Source organism: Pseudoalteromonas rubra, assembly GCF_000238295.3.
GTDB classification, from domain to species: Bacteria; Pseudomonadota; Gammaproteobacteria; order Enterobacterales; family Alteromonadaceae; genus Pseudoalteromonas; species Pseudoalteromonas rubra.
This window is the reverse complement of the sequence record NZ_AHCD03000038.1, coordinates 44,006-60,529: the sequence shown is the minus strand read 5'-3', so window position 1 is coordinate 60,529 and position 16,524 is coordinate 44,006. Positions and strand designations below refer to the sequence as shown.

At 47.3% G+C, this 16,524-nt stretch carries 15 protein-coding genes, 1 rRNA gene and 1 pseudogene; 16 read left to right on the top strand and 1 reads right to left on the bottom strand.

The features are described 5' to 3' along the window. The first annotated feature begins 116 nt into the window (after positions 1 to 116). From rrf to PRUB_RS18715, 6 genes and pseudogenes are all read left to right on the top strand, one after another. Positions 117 to 231: ribosomal RNA gene (gene rrf / locus PRUB_RS18740) — 5S ribosomal RNA — on the top strand. A 1,004-nt stretch (positions 232 to 1,235) separates the two neighbouring features. Then, positions 1,236 to 1,844: a transcriptional repressor LexA gene (gene lexA / locus PRUB_RS18735; RefSeq protein ID WP_010387178.1), complete on the top strand. Its 609-nt coding sequence runs from the start codon at positions 1,236 to 1,238 to the stop codon at positions 1,842 to 1,844. Positions 1,845 to 2,175: 331 nt separating this feature from the next. Then, positions 2,176 to 3,288 carry a cytochrome c oxidase subunit II gene (coxB, locus tag PRUB_RS18730; RefSeq protein ID WP_242065261.1) on the top strand — a complete coding sequence of 371 codons (1,113 nt, stop codon included), beginning with the start codon at positions 2,176 to 2,178 and terminating at the stop codon, positions 3,286 to 3,288. Then, positions 3,285 to 4,877 carry a cytochrome c oxidase subunit I gene (gene ctaD / locus PRUB_RS18725; protein ID WP_010387176.1) on the top strand — a complete coding sequence of 531 codons (1,593 nt, stop codon included), beginning with the start codon at positions 3,285 to 3,287 and terminating at the stop codon, positions 4,875 to 4,877. Before coxB ends, ctaD begins: the two co-directional genes overlap by 4 nt. Beyond that, positions 4,874 to 5,383, top strand: a pseudogene (locus PRUB_RS18720) (cytochrome c oxidase assembly protein); the annotation flags it as partial. The gene ctaD and the pseudogene PRUB_RS18720, both read left to right, overlap by 4 nt. Before the next feature lie 133 nt (positions 5,384 to 5,516). Continuing rightward, entirely contained in the window at positions 5,517 to 6,380 is an 864-nt protein-coding gene (locus PRUB_RS18715) for a cytochrome c oxidase subunit 3 (RefSeq protein ID WP_010387174.1), read from the top strand. Here the strand turns inward: PRUB_RS18715 and PRUB_RS18710 are convergent. Beyond that, positions 6,375 to 6,587, bottom strand: a complete 213-nt coding sequence (locus tag PRUB_RS18710; RefSeq protein WP_040645835.1) for a DUF2909 domain-containing protein — start codon at positions 6,585 to 6,587, stop codon at positions 6,375 to 6,377. The genes PRUB_RS18715 and PRUB_RS18710 overlap by 6 nt on opposite strands. 71 nt (positions 6,588 to 6,658) lie before the next feature. On the opposite strand from PRUB_RS18710, the gene PRUB_RS18705 reads away from it, so the two are divergent. From PRUB_RS18705 to PRUB_RS18660, 10 genes are all read left to right on the top strand, one after another. Beyond that, positions 6,659 to 7,324, top strand: a complete 666-nt coding sequence (locus PRUB_RS18705; RefSeq protein WP_010387172.1) for an SURF1 family protein — start codon at positions 6,659 to 6,661, stop codon at positions 7,322 to 7,324. Continuing rightward, positions 7,317 to 7,814 carry a hypothetical protein gene (locus PRUB_RS18700; protein ID WP_010387170.1) on the top strand — a complete coding sequence of 166 codons (498 nt, stop codon included), beginning with the start codon at positions 7,317 to 7,319 and terminating at the stop codon, positions 7,812 to 7,814. Before PRUB_RS18705 ends, PRUB_RS18700 begins: the two co-directional genes overlap by 8 nt. Further along, positions 7,811 to 8,803, top strand: coding sequence for a COX15/CtaA family protein (locus PRUB_RS18695; RefSeq protein ID WP_010387169.1), 993 nt, complete (start codon positions 7,811 to 7,813; stop codon positions 8,801 to 8,803). Before PRUB_RS18700 ends, PRUB_RS18695 begins: the two co-directional genes overlap by 4 nt. 3 nt (positions 8,804 to 8,806) lie before the next feature. After that, the gene (gene cyoE / locus PRUB_RS18690) at positions 8,807 to 9,712 is read left to right on the top strand and encodes a heme o synthase (RefSeq protein WP_010387167.1); all 906 of its coding nucleotides are present in this window, start codon (positions 8,807 to 8,809) and stop codon (positions 9,710 to 9,712) included. Continuing rightward, positions 9,709 to 10,311 carry an SCO family protein gene (locus PRUB_RS18685; RefSeq protein ID WP_010387166.1) on the top strand — a complete coding sequence of 201 codons (603 nt, stop codon included), beginning with the start codon at positions 9,709 to 9,711 and terminating at the stop codon, positions 10,309 to 10,311. Before cyoE ends, PRUB_RS18685 begins: the two co-directional genes overlap by 4 nt. Positions 10,312 to 10,436: 125 nt before the next feature. Beyond that, positions 10,437 to 10,709 (top strand): STAS domain-containing protein, encoded by a 273-nt coding sequence (locus PRUB_RS18680; protein WP_010387165.1) that lies wholly within the window; start codon positions 10,437 to 10,439, stop codon positions 10,707 to 10,709. A gap of 9 nt (positions 10,710 to 10,718) precedes the next feature. Continuing rightward, on the top strand, positions 10,719 to 11,081 hold the full coding sequence (locus PRUB_RS18675; protein WP_010387164.1) for a response regulator: 363 nt from the start codon (positions 10,719 to 10,721) through the stop codon (positions 11,079 to 11,081). Between the two features lie 18 nt (positions 11,082 to 11,099). Continuing rightward, positions 11,100 to 13,211 (top strand): chemotaxis protein CheA, encoded by a 2,112-nt coding sequence (locus tag PRUB_RS18670; RefSeq protein ID WP_010387163.1) that lies wholly within the window; start codon positions 11,100 to 11,102, stop codon positions 13,209 to 13,211. Continuing rightward, entirely contained in the window at positions 13,208 to 13,723 is a 516-nt protein-coding gene (locus tag PRUB_RS18665) for a chemotaxis protein CheW (RefSeq protein ID WP_010387162.1), read from the top strand. The genes PRUB_RS18670 and PRUB_RS18665 overlap by 4 nt, the downstream gene beginning before the upstream one ends. A 1-nt stretch (position 13,724) precedes the next feature. Further along, positions 13,725 to 16,412 (top strand): methyl-accepting chemotaxis protein, encoded by a 2,688-nt coding sequence (locus tag PRUB_RS18660; protein ID WP_010387160.1) that lies wholly within the window; start codon positions 13,725 to 13,727, stop codon positions 16,410 to 16,412. Positions 16,413 to 16,524: the final 112 nt, after the last annotated feature.

Here is a 16,524-nt window from a genome sequence, read left to right as displayed (position 1 = left end):
TACTAATTACCCGTGAGGCTTAACCATACAACGCCAAAGTGGTTTTGTTTGTTAGAAGTTAAGAAATAAAGTAGACGAAAGAATTTAATACGCTTTTCCAGATTTTACAGAATTTGCTTGGTAACCATAGCATTTTGGAACCACCTGACTCCATGCCGAACTCAGTAGTGAAACGAAATAGCGCCGATGATAGTGTGGGGTTTCCCATGTGAAAGTAGGACATCGCCAGGGCCCAATAAAAGAAACCCGTTGCAGCAATGCAGCGGGTTTTTTGCGTTTGGAATTTAAAAAAGTGTCGATGAAGCTGTAGACAGAGCGGTGTTGTCTATTCATCCATGAAGCTGGTATCTAGCAGTCTTTGGATACACTTCCCCGTGGAGGGCTCCCGGCTCGGCGTCCATGCCTCGCGTTCATTGCGCTGCGAAGCGGTGCTTCGGTCGCAATTCACCCATGTGAAAGTAGGACATCGCCAGGGCCCAATAAAAGAAACCCGTTGCAGCAATGCAGCGGGTTTTTTGCGTTTGGAATTTAAAAAAGTGTCGATGAAGCTGTAGACAGAGCGGTGTTGTCTATTCATCCATGAAGCTGGATAGGATGTTGGAATAGGCCTGCGTTCTCTAAAAAGGCTTATTTCACCTTGCGCAAAGTAAATGTACTCGCGTTGCTCGCTGTCATTGTACTTTGCACTTAATTCATCCATGAATCTCATCGACATTCGTACTTCCATGTACGTCAAACCCGTTGCAGTAATGCAGCGGGTTTTTTGCTATGTGTGATTTAAAAAAGTTGTATAACTTACCGATCACAAAGCCCACACCATCGTCATCCCGCACTTGATACGGGAACTACTCACACGCGACACAGTGGTATGAATGGTACCCCACACCACCGTCATCTCGCACTTGATGTTGGAACTACTAACAGGCTACACGAAGAGCATGAATGGCACGTCATCAGTGCCGCAGAGCAAGGAGGAGGCTGGTTCATAAGCTTCCGATCTCGGCACTCTACCTGAATGTGTTCAGTGAAGCAGAACAATATGATGGTAGCGTTGGTCGGTAGGTAAGTACTGTTACACATAAATGTTAGTCACTTTATGCATGATGCCTCAAGGTATAGTGCACTATCAGCCCAGCTAATAGAATACGAGTTTAAGGTTCGTGCAGAATAACCGTTGCGAAAAAATGATAACTGTATATACTCACAGTAAATGCACTGTATGGAAAACCAGTTATATGCGACCACTCACCAAACGACAAGAACAAGTTTTTGAACTCATAAAAGTCTTCATTAAAGATACCGGCATGCCTCCGACTCGGGCCGAGATTGCTGAGTCGCTTGGGTTTCGTAGTGCGAATGCTGCAGAAGAACACTTAAAAGCGTTAGCGAAAAAAGGTGTTATAGAAATGGTACCAGGTGCAAGCAGGGGAATTCGGCTAGTAGAAAATGAACCTGAGCAACTAGGGTTACCCTTAGTTGGTCGAGTCGCAGCCGGAGAGCCCATTCTTGCTCAGGAGCATATTGAGAGCCACTGTTCAGTCGATCCTACAATGTTTCACCCCGCAGCCGATTATTTGTTGCGCGTTAATGGCATGAGTATGAAAAACATCGGCATTATGGATGGAGATCTACTTGCAGTACACCGTACTCAGGTTGTGAATAATGGCCAGGTTGTCGTTGCACGCGTAGAAGAAGACGTCACAGTTAAGCGCTTTGAAAAGTTAGGGAAGAAAGTCTATCTGCATGCTGAAAACGAGGACTTCTCACCCATTGAAGTTGATTTAGAGCAGCAAAGCTTTTCGGTGGAAGGCTTGGCGGTCGGTGTTATCCGAGGTGATGTTTAATTAATTTCCCTGCGCAGCCTGGATTGTCTTTTCCGGGCTGTTTTTACTTCTTGTATACACTTTTAAGTGACCATACCATTGGCGCTTGTGTATAAGTGACTCCTAACAAACAGCTATTTTTCAACTATTTCCCCGCCTGAAAAACAAAATCTACACGAGGCAAAAACTTGCTAAACGGTCAAATTTTGACTAGTTGTTAAATGGTCGTGTAGTACTCATGGGATAACCCAAGTGAAATGACAGTCATCCGATAATAAGAACCGTTGCTTCTCACGCTCGAAGCAATTGAGGGAGACGTCTAATGAAAATAGCCAAACTCATCACGATTGCGATGTGTTTATGTGTCAGTATGCTCACGTTCGCAAGCGACTACAATATGCGCACAGGTGTAACTGACATCAGTAATCAGGTATATCAGTTACACATGACCATCTTCTGGATTTGTTGTGTAATTGGCCTGATTGTCTTTTCAATTATGTTTTGGGCACTAATCCATCATCGGCGTTCTAAAGGCGCGGAGCCTGCGCAGTTTCATGAAAGTACAAAAGTTGAAATTCTCTGGACTGCTATTCCATTTTTAATTTTGGTTGCTATGGCTGTGCCTGCGACAAAAACACTGATTGCGATGGAAGACACTGATAAGGCAGATCTGACGATCAAAGTAACCGGATCACAGTGGAAGTGGCATTACGAATATTTGGGTCATGATGTCGATTTTTATTCCTTAATGTCTACACCAAGAGCTCAGATAGACAATATGGAAAGTAAGACTGAAAACTACCTGTTGGAGGTCGATAAGCCACTGGTGATCCCAACGGGTAAGAAAGTGAGGTTTTTACTGACTTCTGATGATGTGATCCATTCCTGGTGGGTACCTGATTTTGCGGTAAAAAAAGATGCTAATCCAGGGTTCATTAACGAAGCGTGGACAAATGTCAATGAGCCCGGCACCTATCGAGGCCAATGTGCAGAACTGTGCGGCAAGGATCATGGTTTTATGCCGGTCGTCGTAGAAGCCAAGCCCGAGGCGGAATTTCAGGCATGGCTTGCCAACGAAAAAGCACAGAGAACACTGGCCGCGCAGCAAGAGGCTGCGCTTTTGGACCAAACACTCAGCAAGGATGAGTTAATGGCGACCGGAGAGCGTGTTTACATGGCTTACTGTGCAGCATGTCATCAACCGACGGGGCTCGGTCTGCAAGGGGTGTTTCCTGCCTTAAAGGGAAGCGCTATGGTCACCGGCGATCTACAAGCACACATTGAAATTATTATGGACGGACGCCCTGGCACCGCGATGCAGGCTTTTGCAAAGCAGTTGTCATTAAAAGAAGTCGCCGGAGTTATCACTTACAAAAGAAATAGCTGGGGTAATGATACCGGGGAAGTTATTCAACCTAGCCAAATACAAGCTTACCTTGACGGCAAACAGGAGGAAGCCAAATGACTTCGAGTACACAGCAGGCTGCTCATGAACAAGAGCATGAACATCATGGTCCGGCAACTGGTATCAAGCGTTGGCTTTTTACGACAAATCACAAAGACATAGGATCTTTGTATTTGCTGTTTTCTTTGTTGATGTTCCTGATTGGCGGCGGCATGGCCATGATTATTCGGGCTGAATTATTTCAGCCGGGCCTTCAGCTCGTTGACCCACACTTTTTTAATCAAATGACCACAGTGCACGGGTTGATTATGGTATTCGGTGCCGTGATGCCTGCCTTTACCGGCCTGGCAAACTGGATGGTTCCAATGATGATCGGCGCACCGGATATGGCATTACCGCGCATGAACAACTGGAGTTTTTGGATTCTGCCGTTCGCTTTTCTCATATTGCTTGCCTCATTATTTATGGAAGGTGGTGGCCCGGCGTTTGGCTGGACCTTCTATGCACCGCTTTCCACCACTTACAGTAACGACAATACAGCATTGTTTGTTTTCGCAGTGCATATCATGGGGGTTAGCTCCATTATGGGCGCTATCAATGTGATCGTGACGATAGTGAACATGCGTGCGCCTGGTATGACGTGGATGAAGCTCCCATTGTTTGTGTGGACTTGGCTAATTACGGCATTTTTATTAATTGCTGTGATGCCCGTATTAGCGGGCGCCGTTACTATGGTTTTGACAGACAAGTATTTCGGCACGAGTTTCTTCGATGCAGCAGGTGGAGGTGACCCTGTGATGTTCCAGCATATTTTCTGGTTCTTTGGTCACCCGGAAGTATACATTATGATTTTGCCAGCGTTTGGCGTGATCTCTACCATAGTGCCTACCTTCTCCAGAAAGAAGCTGTTTGGATATGCTTCTATGGTATATGCAACCTCCTCCATCGCACTATTATCTTTTATTGTGTGGGCACACCATATGTTTACCACCGGTATGCCGTTGGCTGGTGAGCTGTTCTTTATGTATGCGACCATGTTGATCTCTGTGCCTACGGGTGTGAAGGTGTTCAACTGGGTGGCCACAATGTGGCGTGGCTCCATCAGTTTTGAAGTCCCTATGCTATTTGCTATCGCGTTTATTGTGTTGTTTACACTCGGTGGTTTTTCCGGGTTGATGCTGGCCATTACCCCTGCCGATTTCCAGTATCACGACACTTATTTTGTGGTCGCACATTTTCACTATGTATTGGTTACGGGGGCGGTCTTCTCAATCATGGCGGCCGCTTACTACTGGTTACCTAAGTGGACTGGTTATATGTATAGCGAGACATTGGCGAAGTGGCATTTTTGGCTGTCTCTGGTGAGTGTGAATATCCTGTTTTTCCCAATGCATTTTGTGGGGCTTGCGGGCATGCCGCGACGGATCCCGGATTATGCGCTTCAGTTTGCTGATTTCAATGCCTTGATCAGCATTGGTGGTTTTGCATTTGGCTTATCGCAGTTGCTATTTGTGGCTGTGGTATTTAAGTGTATCGCAGGCGGTCAGCGTGCGCCTGCCAAAGTATGGGATGGTGCAGAAGGGTTGGAGTGGGATGTTGCTTCGCCAGCACCTTACCATACTTTCAGCACGCCACCTGAGGTGAAATGATGCATACCGCGTTACTGAGAAAACTCGTGTTATTGGTTCTGGGTATGTTTGCATTTGCATTTGCTCTGGTCCCGCTGTACGACGTGTTCTGTGACATAACAGGCTTAAATGGCAAAGTAGAGTTGACCGCCGCTGAGGCCAGCGAAGAGCAAGACTTGGCAAGGCAGGTCGATGTGAGTTTCACAACCCATACGCAAGGGCAGGCGCCGTTCAAAGTAAAAGCTGCGACATATCAGGTAACAGTGACGCCCGGTACATTAACCGAAGTGAACTTTACGGCCGAGAACCTGAGTGGAGATGCTCGGGTTATGCAGGCAATTCCGTCTGTTTCACCTGGCATGGCGGCTAAATACCTACACAAGCTCGCATGTTTTTGCTTTGACCAGCAAAGTATGCAGGCGCGTCAGAAAATGTCGTTTACGCTGCGCTTTTATGTGGATACAGAGCTGCCAACTGACATCGCCGAACTGACTCTTGCCTATACCTTATATGACATCACGGACAGAACCGCGACGGTTAAAAGTCCGCTATTGCACCCAGAAACAGCGTTATTCGGTGAGCTCAGGCGTGGCACAGTCGGGGACGATTATGTTCACAGTATACAAGCCGCGGTGTTTCAACAAATACGAGGATTAAGTCATGGCTAGTGGTTATGAAAAATACTATGTACCAGAGCAAAGTCCATGGCCCATTGTGGGGGCTGTTGCTTTGTTTGGTGTAGCCGTCGGAGGTGGATTAACGGTGATGAAGAGTCCCGGTGGTCAATTCATTTTGTATGCCGGGATCGGTCTACTGCTGTTTATGTTGGCCGGGTGGTTTCGACATGTTATCCGGGAGTCTCAGGGAGGGCTCTATTCTGCGCAAATGGATCGTTCATTTCGACAGGGGATGGCTTGGTTTATTTTCTCGGAAGTGATGTTTTTCGCCGCGTTTTTTGGGGCCTTGCTGTACGCCCGCGTGTTTGCGGTTCCCTGGCTGGGTGGGGCTAGCAATAATGCCATGACACATGAGTTATTGTGGCCGAGCTTTGAAGCCGTTTGGCCATTACTTAACACCCCGGGGGGAGACACAACACAAGCCATGGGTTGGCAGGGTCTCCCTTTGATAAACACCGTTATTTTATTGATTTCTTCCGTGACACTTCATTTTGCGCATGCGGCGATGGAGCAAGGGCAGAGAAACAAAGTAAAGGTGTTCCTAGGATTAACTATTCTACTGGGTTTTGCATTTTTGGTCTTGCAGGTAGAAGAGTATGTTTATGCCTATCAGGACTTAGGGCTGACTCTGGAGTCAGGTATCTACGGCAATACATTCTTTATGCTCACTGGTTTTCACGGTATGCATGTGACACTCGGCGCGATTATCTTGGCGATCGTTTGGTTACGGGTGATGAAAGGCCATTTCAGTGAACATAACCACTTTGCGTTTCAGGCTGGTGCCTGGTATTGGCATTTTGTCGATGTGGTTTGGTTGTGCCTGTTTGTATTTGTTTATGTGTTATAAGCCCGGGGCTGGATTGAAGTGAAGCCAGCCCAACCCTTTTGCAATGAGAATAAGCAATAACACACTTGCTGAAAAAAATACTCTTTTACCCAGTAGCCGGGACATTGATTCACCAGAGTGAGTGCCTTTGAGCATAATGAACAAAGCTCGAAACAAGTTGTAGATGATGCTGAAAAGCAAAACAATAATAATGAATTTGAGTAGCATGGCATATGACGCAGATAAGTATAAGTAGATCAAAGGTTAGCGCATATTGCACAATTTTGGCAGTGTGCCTTGTGGTATCTACATGCCTGGCCCTCTCTGTTTGGCAATGGCAAAGAGCTGCCCAAAAGGCATACCTGCTCGAAAAGCGACAAAGCGGTCAGGTCATAGCCGATTTTAACGCGGTCACCGATCTGCAAAATCAACAAGCGCTAGAAGGGCTGCAGTTTCGGCTGCATGGTCATTTTGATGAGTCACGCCATTGGTTGCTCGACAATCAGGTTGTCAACGGGGCGCCTGGCTATGATGTGATAACCTTGTTTCGCCCTGTCTATAGCGAAGAATGGCTGGTTGTGAACCTTGGCTTTATTCCCGCGACACACAGCCGGGCTGTGTTACCTCAGGTAACGCTCCCCAGCTCGTTACAAACCGTGAATGTGGAATTTAAAATAGGCAAATGGGCTGGCTTCACGTTAGCTACTCAACCAGACTTGAACACGGCGCAACCTGAGCTGATCCAATATCTTGACCACGCCTTTTTCGTGGCACAAACACAACGTCCAATTGCCCTGTCCTTAGCTTATGCGTCAGACCCAATCATAAACGATATTCAGCCCCACTATGAAGCTGTTGTGATGGGGCCGGATAAGCACCGGGCTTATGCGTTGCAATGGCTTTTGTTAGCTGTGGCAGCAATGGTCGTCCCCTACTTAGCTTACAAAAGGAAAAGTGATGAATAAGGTGCCTGGATTGTTTTTAGCGTGTTGTATTTTACCTCTGATTGTCGCGTGGGGTGTCCTTTGGTCTGGGTGGCAACCAGACAGTACGACTAACAACGGGAGCTTTTTAACGCAGGAGGTTGTACTGAATGTGCCTGATCAAGCGCACAAGTCATGGTTCATTGCTTTAAGTCAGCCTGACGATTGCACTCAGCTATGTCTGGGCCAGCAGGCCTTAATGGAGCAGCTTACCGTGGCATTGGGTAAACACCGTCAGCAAGTCGGCTTGCTCTTGTTGGGTCAAGGGCACAGTGACAAAGCCAGCGTGTTACCCGAAGTACCGTCTTTATCACCGGGGGCATTCTATTTGGTCGATAAACGTGGGTTGGTGGTGCTTGAGTATTTACCACAGCAAGATCAAACCGCAAATAGGGTATTGCTCAAAGGGTTGTTGAAGGATTTGAAAAAGCTGCTGTCTTATGAGCGAAGTAGTTCAGGAGGTAAGTCATGACACAAAGTTTTAAAAAATTGGTGCTCATGTCGGCACTGCTAGCAGCGCTGGTTGTGTCCTTAGGTGCTTATACGAGGCTAAGCAATGCAGGTTTGGGATGCCCGGATTGGCCAGGGTGCTATGGATTTTTGACGGTGCCGAACGAAGCGCATGAATTGGTGTCAGCACAGCAGCAATTTCCCGGCAGCGAGGTACACCAAGAGAAAGCCTGGATCGAGATGATCCACAGGTATTTTGCTGGGAGCTTAGGTTTGGTTGTTGCAGCAATTTTCTTTGTGGCGCTGCGTCAGCCCAACTACGGCGCAAGTGTCAGAGGCCTGTCGACATTACTGGTTGTATTAATTGTGTTTCAGGCACTACTGGGCATGTGGACCGTGACGATGAATTTACAGCCCCTGATAGTGATGGGCCATCTGTTAGGCGGGTTCACCATACTGAGTTTATTAACTTTGCTTTGGCTCAGGGCCAGTCAGTCAGCGACCGTCGTCATTCCTCATGTCACCGGGTTGAAAGTGATGACACTGGCAGTACTCACAGTGTTGGTATTGCAAATTGCATTAGGGGGGTGGCTTGCCGCGAATTATGCTGCACCACACTGTCGTGGATTGCCATTGTGTGAGAATGGAGAGTTGTTTTCACTGAGCAGTTTATTTCAGTTACCGCATTCTTCTGCCAGCTATGAATTTGGTGTTTTACCGTTTGAAACCCGCTTGTCTATTCATCTGGTCCATCGAATTTGGGCTATGGTGACACTCATCGCCATATTGGCACTGTGTTGGCGTTTGTATGTGCGAATTCCTGACACGCGTGTACGACCCGTCATTTTGCTTCCGGCAATTCTGGTGCTTTGTCAGGTGCTGTTAGGCGGAGCCATAGTACATTGGCAGTTCCCATTATTGCTGACGCTGTTTCACAATGTTATGGCAGCGCTGCTGTTGCTGAGCATGGTGCGGGTGTGTTACTTGCTGTTTTATCAATCTAGGGGGTAAGTTATGGCCATTAGTGTGCAACAACTCGGATCTGCAATCCCTGATTTTTACGCAGGCTTTAAGCCTTATTTGGCGATCACCAAAGCTAAGGTGGTCATGATGTTGGTACTGACTGCCTGGGTTGGTGTTGCACTCGCCCCGGATGTAGGGCGAAGTCTTGGTCATCAATTGATGAGCTTATTGTCCATTGGGTTAATCTCTGCCTCGGCCGCGGCAATTAATCATGTTGTTGACCGTAACCGAGATCGAAAAATGGCGCGGACACGCCATCGTCCCCTGGCCATGCAGCAGCTCTCTGTGTCAAAAGCACTCATTTTTGCAGTTAGCCTGGCTGTCGCCGGAACCCTTGGTCTGTTGCTATTCAGTAATTGGTTGTGTACGGTTTTGACGCTACTCGCTTTGCTTGGCTATGCCGTTGTTTACACTATGTTCCTTAAGCACATGACACCGCAAAATATTGTTATTGGCGGGTTGGCAGGCGCTTTACCTCCTCTGCTAGGGTGGGTCAGTGAAACGGGCGCTTTGGCAGCGGAGCCCTGGCTGCTTGTTATGATTATTTTTGCCTGGACGCCGCCGCATTTTTGGGCATTGGCCATCGCCCGTGAAGCGGATTATGCCAGAGCTGGGATCCCCATGTTGCCAGTCACACATGGGATCCAGTTCACTAAATTGTGTATGGTCGTGTATACCTTGCTATTGGCAGTCACATGCGTACTGCCCTATTTGATAGGCATGGTCGGGTATGCGTATCTGATTGTCGCAAGTATTCTTAATGGGCTGTTTATTTACCTGATTGTACGATTGTATATAAGTCATACAGTGCAACAAGCGATGGGGGTTTTTCGTTTTTCTATCTGGTATTTGCTGTTACTCTTTGTCTCTCTATTTGTTGACAGAGCATTGGTATGAAACTCATTTTTCCTCTTTTTTTAATGTTCGTGCTACTGAGTGGGTGTCAGCCTGCTCCCCAAGTGTCGGAGTTCGCTGTTCATTATGAGCAACCTCGTACGCTCAAGCCTTTTGCTTTGGAAGATCAAAATGGGGCGCAAATTACGGCTGAGCAGTTAAAAGGGCAATGGAGCTTATTGTTTTTGGGGTACACTCATTGTCCCGACATATGTCCAATGACCTTGGCAAAACTCACTAATATTGCCGCGCAGTTGGAGTCCCACCAGGCTGTTAACGTGTGGTTTGTAGCAGTAGACCCGCAGCGGGACACGCAAGCAAAGCGAAAGCAATATATTGATTACTTTAACCCGGATTTTGTCGCAGCGTCTGCGCCTCACAACGTACTGTTTCCTTTTGTGCGCGATATCGGCTTGATTTATGCTATCAACAATAGCGATCAACCAGAGTACTATGTTGATCATAGTGCTTCGATTGCATTGGTGAATCCGCAGGCACAACTGGAAGCCATATTTAAACCGGAATTTAAGGCCGGTGAAGTGCCTGTTATTAATGAGGCTCAGCTAATTAACGATTTTAAAATTATTGTGCCTGGACAGTAGGTGATGGGTGTAAAGTCACTGAATTTAATAATTAATTATTTCTTTTCCGTGATAAATATGGCAATTTCACGGTCACGGTCTAATCTATTCATATCAATAAGATTTGCAAGGAATGTGCAAGGCACATGATTAAACTTCCCTCGGAGCTGGTCATTAACCAGGTTGAAGAATTACATCAACAGTTGCTGCTCGAACTTGATGCTGGCCATGCTATTTCACTAGACATCAGTGAAATCCAGCGTGCGGATACCGCATCGATCCAACTGTTGTGCGCGTTGCAAAAATATTTATTGGATATTGGGCAACATATTTCCTGGGTAGGTGAAAGTGCTGCATTGTCTTCATCTGTTGAAAAATTAGGGTTAACCGAACTTTTATCTATCAGTAGTACGAATTAAGAGGTCATTATGAAAAAGATTTTAGCTGTGGATGATTCTGCTTCGATGCGTCAAATGGTTGGCTTTACACTAAAAAAAGCGGGGTTTGATGTTGTAGAGGCAAAGGATGGCAGTGAAGCACTCAATCTGGCTAAGCAACAAGGGTTTGATGCCGTGATCTCGGACGTGAATATGCCAGTTATGGACGGCATTACCTTGATTCGAGAGCTGAGAAGTTTACCTGACTATAAATTTACACCGCTTTTGATGCTCACAACAGAGTCTGGTCTGGACAAGAAAAGTGAAGGTAAAGCCGCAGGTGCAACGGGCTGGATTGTTAAACCATTTAACCCTGAACAATTACTGGCTGTGCTGAAAAAAGTCATCCGTTAATCCCCACGAGGTGCTGCCATGAGTATCGATTTAAGTCAGTTTTTCGATGTTTTTTTTGAAGAAAGCTTTGAAGGGCTCGATGCGATGGAATCTGAGCTGCTTAACCTCGAGCCAGGCAAAGAAGATCAGGAAACCATTAATACTATTTTCCGGGCTGCACATTCGATTAAAGGAGGCAGCGGTACTTTTGGTTTTACGGCGGTTTCTGATTTTACTCATGTCTTGGAAACCCTGCTCGACCAGATCCGCAATGGGCAGCGACAACTCGTTGCTGAGCACGTCAATTTATTACTCAAGGCAGTCGATTGCTTACGCGCTATGCTAACGGCATTGCAAGCCCAAGAAGAACCAGAGCGACAAGAAGCCAATGAATTAAAACAACGCTTCGAAGCGATTTTAAATGGTGAAAACAATACCGATGCACCGGAACAGGCGGTCAGCGAGCCTGAAGAGCAAGTCGACCTCCCCATCACTTTTCAGATCGATTTCAAGCCACTGCCCTATTTATTCAAAACCGGTAATGAACCGTTATATATGATTGCGGAGTTGTCTGAGCTCGGGGAGCTGGAAACGCAGGCATTGCACGATGAAGTACCTAAATTAAAGCAGCTCAATGCCGAAGATTGCTATCTCTATTGGCGGTTTTTCCTGACCACAACGCGCGGTGAAAGCGCGATCAGAGAGATATTCGAGTGGGTTGAAGATGACGCGGAAATCACCATAGTGCAATGTGGTGGCCTGTTTGAGGAGCCAGTTGATCAAGTTGATGCATCTGATGCGCAGCAGAGTGTTCCGGCGGAAGATGAATTACCGGTACAGACCCCTGCGCCTGCCAAAACGGTTCAGGAGAATAAGAAAGAGGCTGGGCCCGCCAAAGATGTGCGTAAAAATACAGATCCCAGCACAACCTCCATCCGGGTTGGCATAGACAAAGTTGATTCGCTGATAAACATGGTAGGTGAGCTGGTGATTACCCAGGCTATGTTGAGTCAGATTGGCGAGCAGGAAATTACGGAGTCTAGCATTGCCGCACTCCAGGAAGGTTTGGCCCAGCTGGCACATAATACGCGTGATTTGCAGGAAAACGTGATGCGTATCCGCATGCTGCCCATCAGTTTTGTTTTTAGCCGATTTCCCAGGCTGGTACGGGATATCTCTCAAAAACTCAATAAACAAGTTGAGCTCAAGCTGATTGGGGAGCAAACCGAGCTTGATAAAACCGTCATGGAAAAGTTGTCTGATCCTATGGTGCACTTAGTGCGCAACTCCCTGGACCATGGCTTGGAGACACCCGAGGAGCGTATTGCTCAGGGTAAGGACCCCGTTGGTACTGTGACACTAAATGCGTTTCACCAGGGGGGGAATATCGTCATCGAGATTATGGATGACGGAAAAGGGCTGGATACCGAGAAAATTCGCAACAAAGCCATTCAGAATGGGCTTATTCAGGAGCAGGATGAGCTCACCGTGGATGAGATTAATGAACTGATCTTTATGCCGGGATTTTCAACCGCTGACAATGTCAGTGAAATATCTGGCCGCGGTGTTGGGATGGATGTCGTACGTAAAAATATTCAGGCACTGAATGGTTCTGTAGAGGTCAGTTCGGAAGCGGGAGTGGGGTCTACTTTTACGATTCGCTTGCCACTGACGCTGGCGATTCTGGATGGTCAACTGGTTCAGGTTGCTGATCACACATATATCATTCCACTGATCTCTATTGTTGAATCGTTGCAAATTGACATTGCTAAAGTCAGCAATGTGGGTAAAGGGTTGCAGGTTCTGCGTTTGCGTGATGAGTATATTCCGATCCTGCGATTGTATGACATTTTTAATCATAAGGGCGCACGAGAAGAATTGGACAAGACCTTGCTGGTGGTGGTTGAAAACGACAATTACAAAGTCGGCATTTTGGTCGATGATCTGCTGGCACAACAGCAGGTGGTGATCAAAAGTTTGGAAGCTAATTATCAACGTGTTGATGGTATATCAGGCGCCACGATTTTAGGCGATGGGACGGTGTCTTTGATCATCGACATCAGCGGATTAATAAAACTGAGCGGCTTGAGGCGGCCGGGGTCCTCTGAGTTGCTCGTGGACCTAAAAGCGGATGAGGGTATCCCCGCATGACAGAGCATATGAACTTAAATCAGCAGCTGGTACTGGATACCGAGACGGACGAAAAACAGTTTCTGACTTTTATGATGGATGAAGAAGAGTATGGGATTGATATTTTGGCAGTCCAGGAAATTCGGGGCTGGGAGCCCGTAACGGTGATCCCTAACTCCCCACCATTTGTGAAAGGGGCGATGAACCTGCGCGGCACGATTGTACCAATCATCGACCTGAGACAGCGATTTGGTATTACTCACATCGGCTATGGTCCACTCACTGTGGTGATAGTGGTATCAGTGACACTGAAAGAGCAAACCAAGTTGATGGGCATTGTTGTGGATGCGGTGTCCGATGTGTACAGCATTTCTGAGGAAAAGGCGAAAGATGTCCCTGACTTTCAGGACTCTGACAATGCCCAGTTTGTTCATGGGCTGGTTAATGTTGGGGAAAAAATGGTGGTGTTATTAAATTTGAAGAAGGTGCTCGATTTACACGACAAGAGTTGTGCTAAGAGCAACGGGGGCTGAGATGAGTAGTCAGAGTATCCAAAGTAGTTTAAACAATAAAATCATAATTGCGGGTGTGATACTGGTTATCAGCATCGTACTGGGCATTCAGCTTGGAGCATCGGGCTCCGAACACATGCAGCTGATGGCTGTGGCGCTGCCTTTATTCGGGGTGGTTGTCGCGCTGGGTTACCTCAAAATGGCCCTGTCAGCAGTGAGTGCCCAACTGGGTTGTGTATATCGTGTGTTGCCACATGTGACTGTGGCAGATCAGGAACAATTACAAGGCCTGGACCTGACGGATTTTCCTGAACTATTTCAAGCGCTAAAAGCCGCGCATGATGAGGATGAACAATCGGACCTGACGCAAAGTCTGATGCTGGCTTTAAAAGGCTGTCAGGCAAATATCATGGTGGCAGATACCGACCTGAATATTGTGTATCTGAACGACTCGGTTAAATCAATGTTGAGGGCCAATGAGCAGCAATTACAGCTTGATTTGCCAGGCTTTAGTGTTGCAGGCTTGATAGGCACAAACATTGATTCCTTTCACAAAAACCCAAGCCATCAGCGTAATATTCTGGCCAATTTGCGCGAAACATATCAAACCAGAATCACAGTTGCTGGGCTGACTTTTGATTTGATAGCGACGCCGGTATTTGATGACGGGCATCGCATCGCCACCTTGGTGGAATGGAAAGATCAAACAGAGTGGCTTGCCGCAGAAGAAAAGCACAGAAACTTGGCAGAGAAAAATGCACGAATTTCTCGCGCGCTGGATGTGTGTCAGGCGAATGTCATGTTGGCAGATGAAAACCTGAACATTGTGTATGTGAATGAGTCTGTATCGGCTATGCTCAGGCGTAATCAGGCACAGCTGCGCACCGCACTGCCGAACTTTGATGTTGATACTCTGATTGGTACCAATATTGATGTATTCCACGAAAACCCTCAACATCAGAGGGGTTTGCTGAACACCCTGTCGAATGTGTATAACACGGATATTGTGGTAGCTGGTTTTAATTTTGGCCTGATCGCAACACCTGTGTTTGATCAGACCGGGAACCGGATTGGCACTGTCGTTGAGTGGGAGGACAAAACAGAGCGTTTGGCTGCTGAGCAACAAACGAAACAGGCTGCGGGTGAAAACCTCCGTGTACGTCGCGCTCTGGATAACGTGCAAACCAATACAATGATTGCGGACTCAGACAACACCATTGTGTATATGAATCAGGCGGTACTCGAGATGATGAGAAACGCTGAGTCAGATATTCGTAAGGATTTACCTAACTTCGACAGCAGTCAGTTAATTGGTCAGAACATAGATGTATTCCATCGCAACCCGGCCCATCAAAGACGCTTACTGGAAACCTTGTCTCAACCCTACAAGACCGAAATAAAAGTGGGTGGACGCACCTTTGGTCTGGTCGCTAACCCAATTGTGACTGATACGGGTGAACGAGCTGGTACTGTGGTTGAATGGGAAGACAGAACGGGTGAGGTTGCAATTGAGCAGGAAGTGAATACGGTCGTTGAGTCTGCTCGCTCTGGTAATTTGTCTGTGCGCCTGGAAGAAGGCGATAAGCAGGGCTTTTACTTGCGTCTGACTCAGGGGTTAAATGGCCTGCTGGAGAGTGTGGATAGCGCAGTGGCCGATACCGGGAATATGCTTGATGCACTTGCCCGGGGAGATCTGACACAACGCATTGAGGCTGACTATCAAGGCGCGTTTGACAAGCTAAAACAGGATGCGAATAGCACCGCAGATAAACTGACTAATGTGTTAGAGCGGATCAGTACTTCAGCGTCTTTGGTTGCCAGTGGTGCTGAGGAAATTTCGCAGGGCAATGCCGATCTGAGTCAGCGTACGGAAGAGCAGGCATCCTCATTGGAAGAAACGGCTTCGAGTATGGAGCAAATGACCAGCACAGTGCGACAGAATGCAGACAATGCTAAGGTTGCCAATGAACTGGCTGAAGATACCAGCGAGAAAGCAACCCGAGGCGGGGAAGTGGTAAATCGGGCGGTAGAAAGCATGTCAGCTATCAACGATGCCAGTAAAAAGATAGCGGATATCATTAGCGTGATTGACGAAATTGCTTTTCAAACCAATTTGTTGGCATTGAACGCGGCGGTAGAAGCTGCGCGTGCAGGGGAGCAGGGGCGTGGTTTTGCCGTAGTTGCGGGCGAAGTACGTAATCTGGCACAACGTTCGGCCGGTGCGGCAAAAGAAATCAAAGATTTGATCCGTGACAGTGTAAGTAAAGTTGAGGATGGTACTTTACTAGTGAATGAGTCTGGTGAAACGCTTAAAGAAATCGTGGCGGCAGTGCGGCGTGTCACCAATATGATCTCGGATATTGCGGATGCATCGGTAGAGCAAAGTTCTGGGATTGAGCAGGTGAATAAAGCTGTCACGCAGATGGATGAAATGACGCAGCAAAATGCAGCGTTGGTAGAGCAAGCATCCGCAGCAGGTGAGTCCATGGCCGAGCAGGCCAACGATATGCGCAATATGCTGAATTTCTTTAAGGTCGGAGAGGCGCCAGTCAGTCGAGAGGCGATTGCAGAAAAACCGGCTGCGCCGAATGGTCAGGCGCGTACGTCCGCGATTGGTTTATCGGCGCCGGAAAATCGCAGTACGCGACAGCCCCTGGAAACAGCGGCCAATCGCTTTGCGGATGACTCTGAGGAATGGGAAGAGTTTTAACAGTTCTGGTTTGTTTGCACCTTTGGCTGAGCTGTACATCGTATTTGGTGTCAGCTTTGCCATAGTGACACACCTGACTCACCGGGATTACCACATAATGAATGCAAGTGAC

Excerpts from the sequence above, each read along its gene's own strand:
- lexA (WP_010387178.1), top strand. The coding sequence starts at position 1,236 with ATGCGACCACTCACCAAACGACAAGAACAAGTTTTTGAACTCATAAAA.
- coxB (WP_242065261.1), top strand. The coding sequence starts at position 2,176 with ATGTGTTTATGTGTCAGTATGCTCACGTTCGCAAGCGACTACAATATG.
- ctaD (WP_010387176.1), top strand. The coding sequence starts at position 3,285 with ATGACTTCGAGTACACAGCAGGCTGCTCATGAACAAGAGCATGAACAT.
- PRUB_RS18715 (WP_010387174.1), top strand. The coding sequence starts at position 5,517 with ATGGCTAGTGGTTATGAAAAATACTATGTACCAGAGCAAAGTCCATGG.
- PRUB_RS18710 (WP_040645835.1), bottom strand. The coding sequence starts at position 6,587 with ATGCTACTCAAATTCATTATTATTGTTTTGCTTTTCAGCATCATCTAC.
- PRUB_RS18700 (WP_010387170.1), top strand. The coding sequence starts at position 7,317 with ATGAATAAGGTGCCTGGATTGTTTTTAGCGTGTTGTATTTTACCTCTG.
- PRUB_RS18695 (WP_010387169.1), top strand. The coding sequence starts at position 7,811 with ATGACACAAAGTTTTAAAAAATTGGTGCTCATGTCGGCACTGCTAGCA.
- cyoE (WP_010387167.1), top strand. The coding sequence starts at position 8,807 with ATGGCCATTAGTGTGCAACAACTCGGATCTGCAATCCCTGATTTTTAC.
- PRUB_RS18685 (WP_010387166.1), top strand. The coding sequence starts at position 9,709 with ATGAAACTCATTTTTCCTCTTTTTTTAATGTTCGTGCTACTGAGTGGG.
- PRUB_RS18680 (WP_010387165.1), top strand. The coding sequence starts at position 10,437 with ATGATTAAACTTCCCTCGGAGCTGGTCATTAACCAGGTTGAAGAATTA.
- PRUB_RS18675 (WP_010387164.1), top strand. The coding sequence starts at position 10,719 with ATGAAAAAGATTTTAGCTGTGGATGATTCTGCTTCGATGCGTCAAATG.
- PRUB_RS18670 (WP_010387163.1), top strand. The coding sequence starts at position 11,100 with ATGAGTATCGATTTAAGTCAGTTTTTCGATGTTTTTTTTGAAGAAAGC.
- PRUB_RS18665 (WP_010387162.1), top strand. The coding sequence starts at position 13,208 with ATGACAGAGCATATGAACTTAAATCAGCAGCTGGTACTGGATACCGAG.
- PRUB_RS18660 (WP_010387160.1), top strand. The coding sequence starts at position 13,725 with ATGAGTAGTCAGAGTATCCAAAGTAGTTTAAACAATAAAATCATAATT.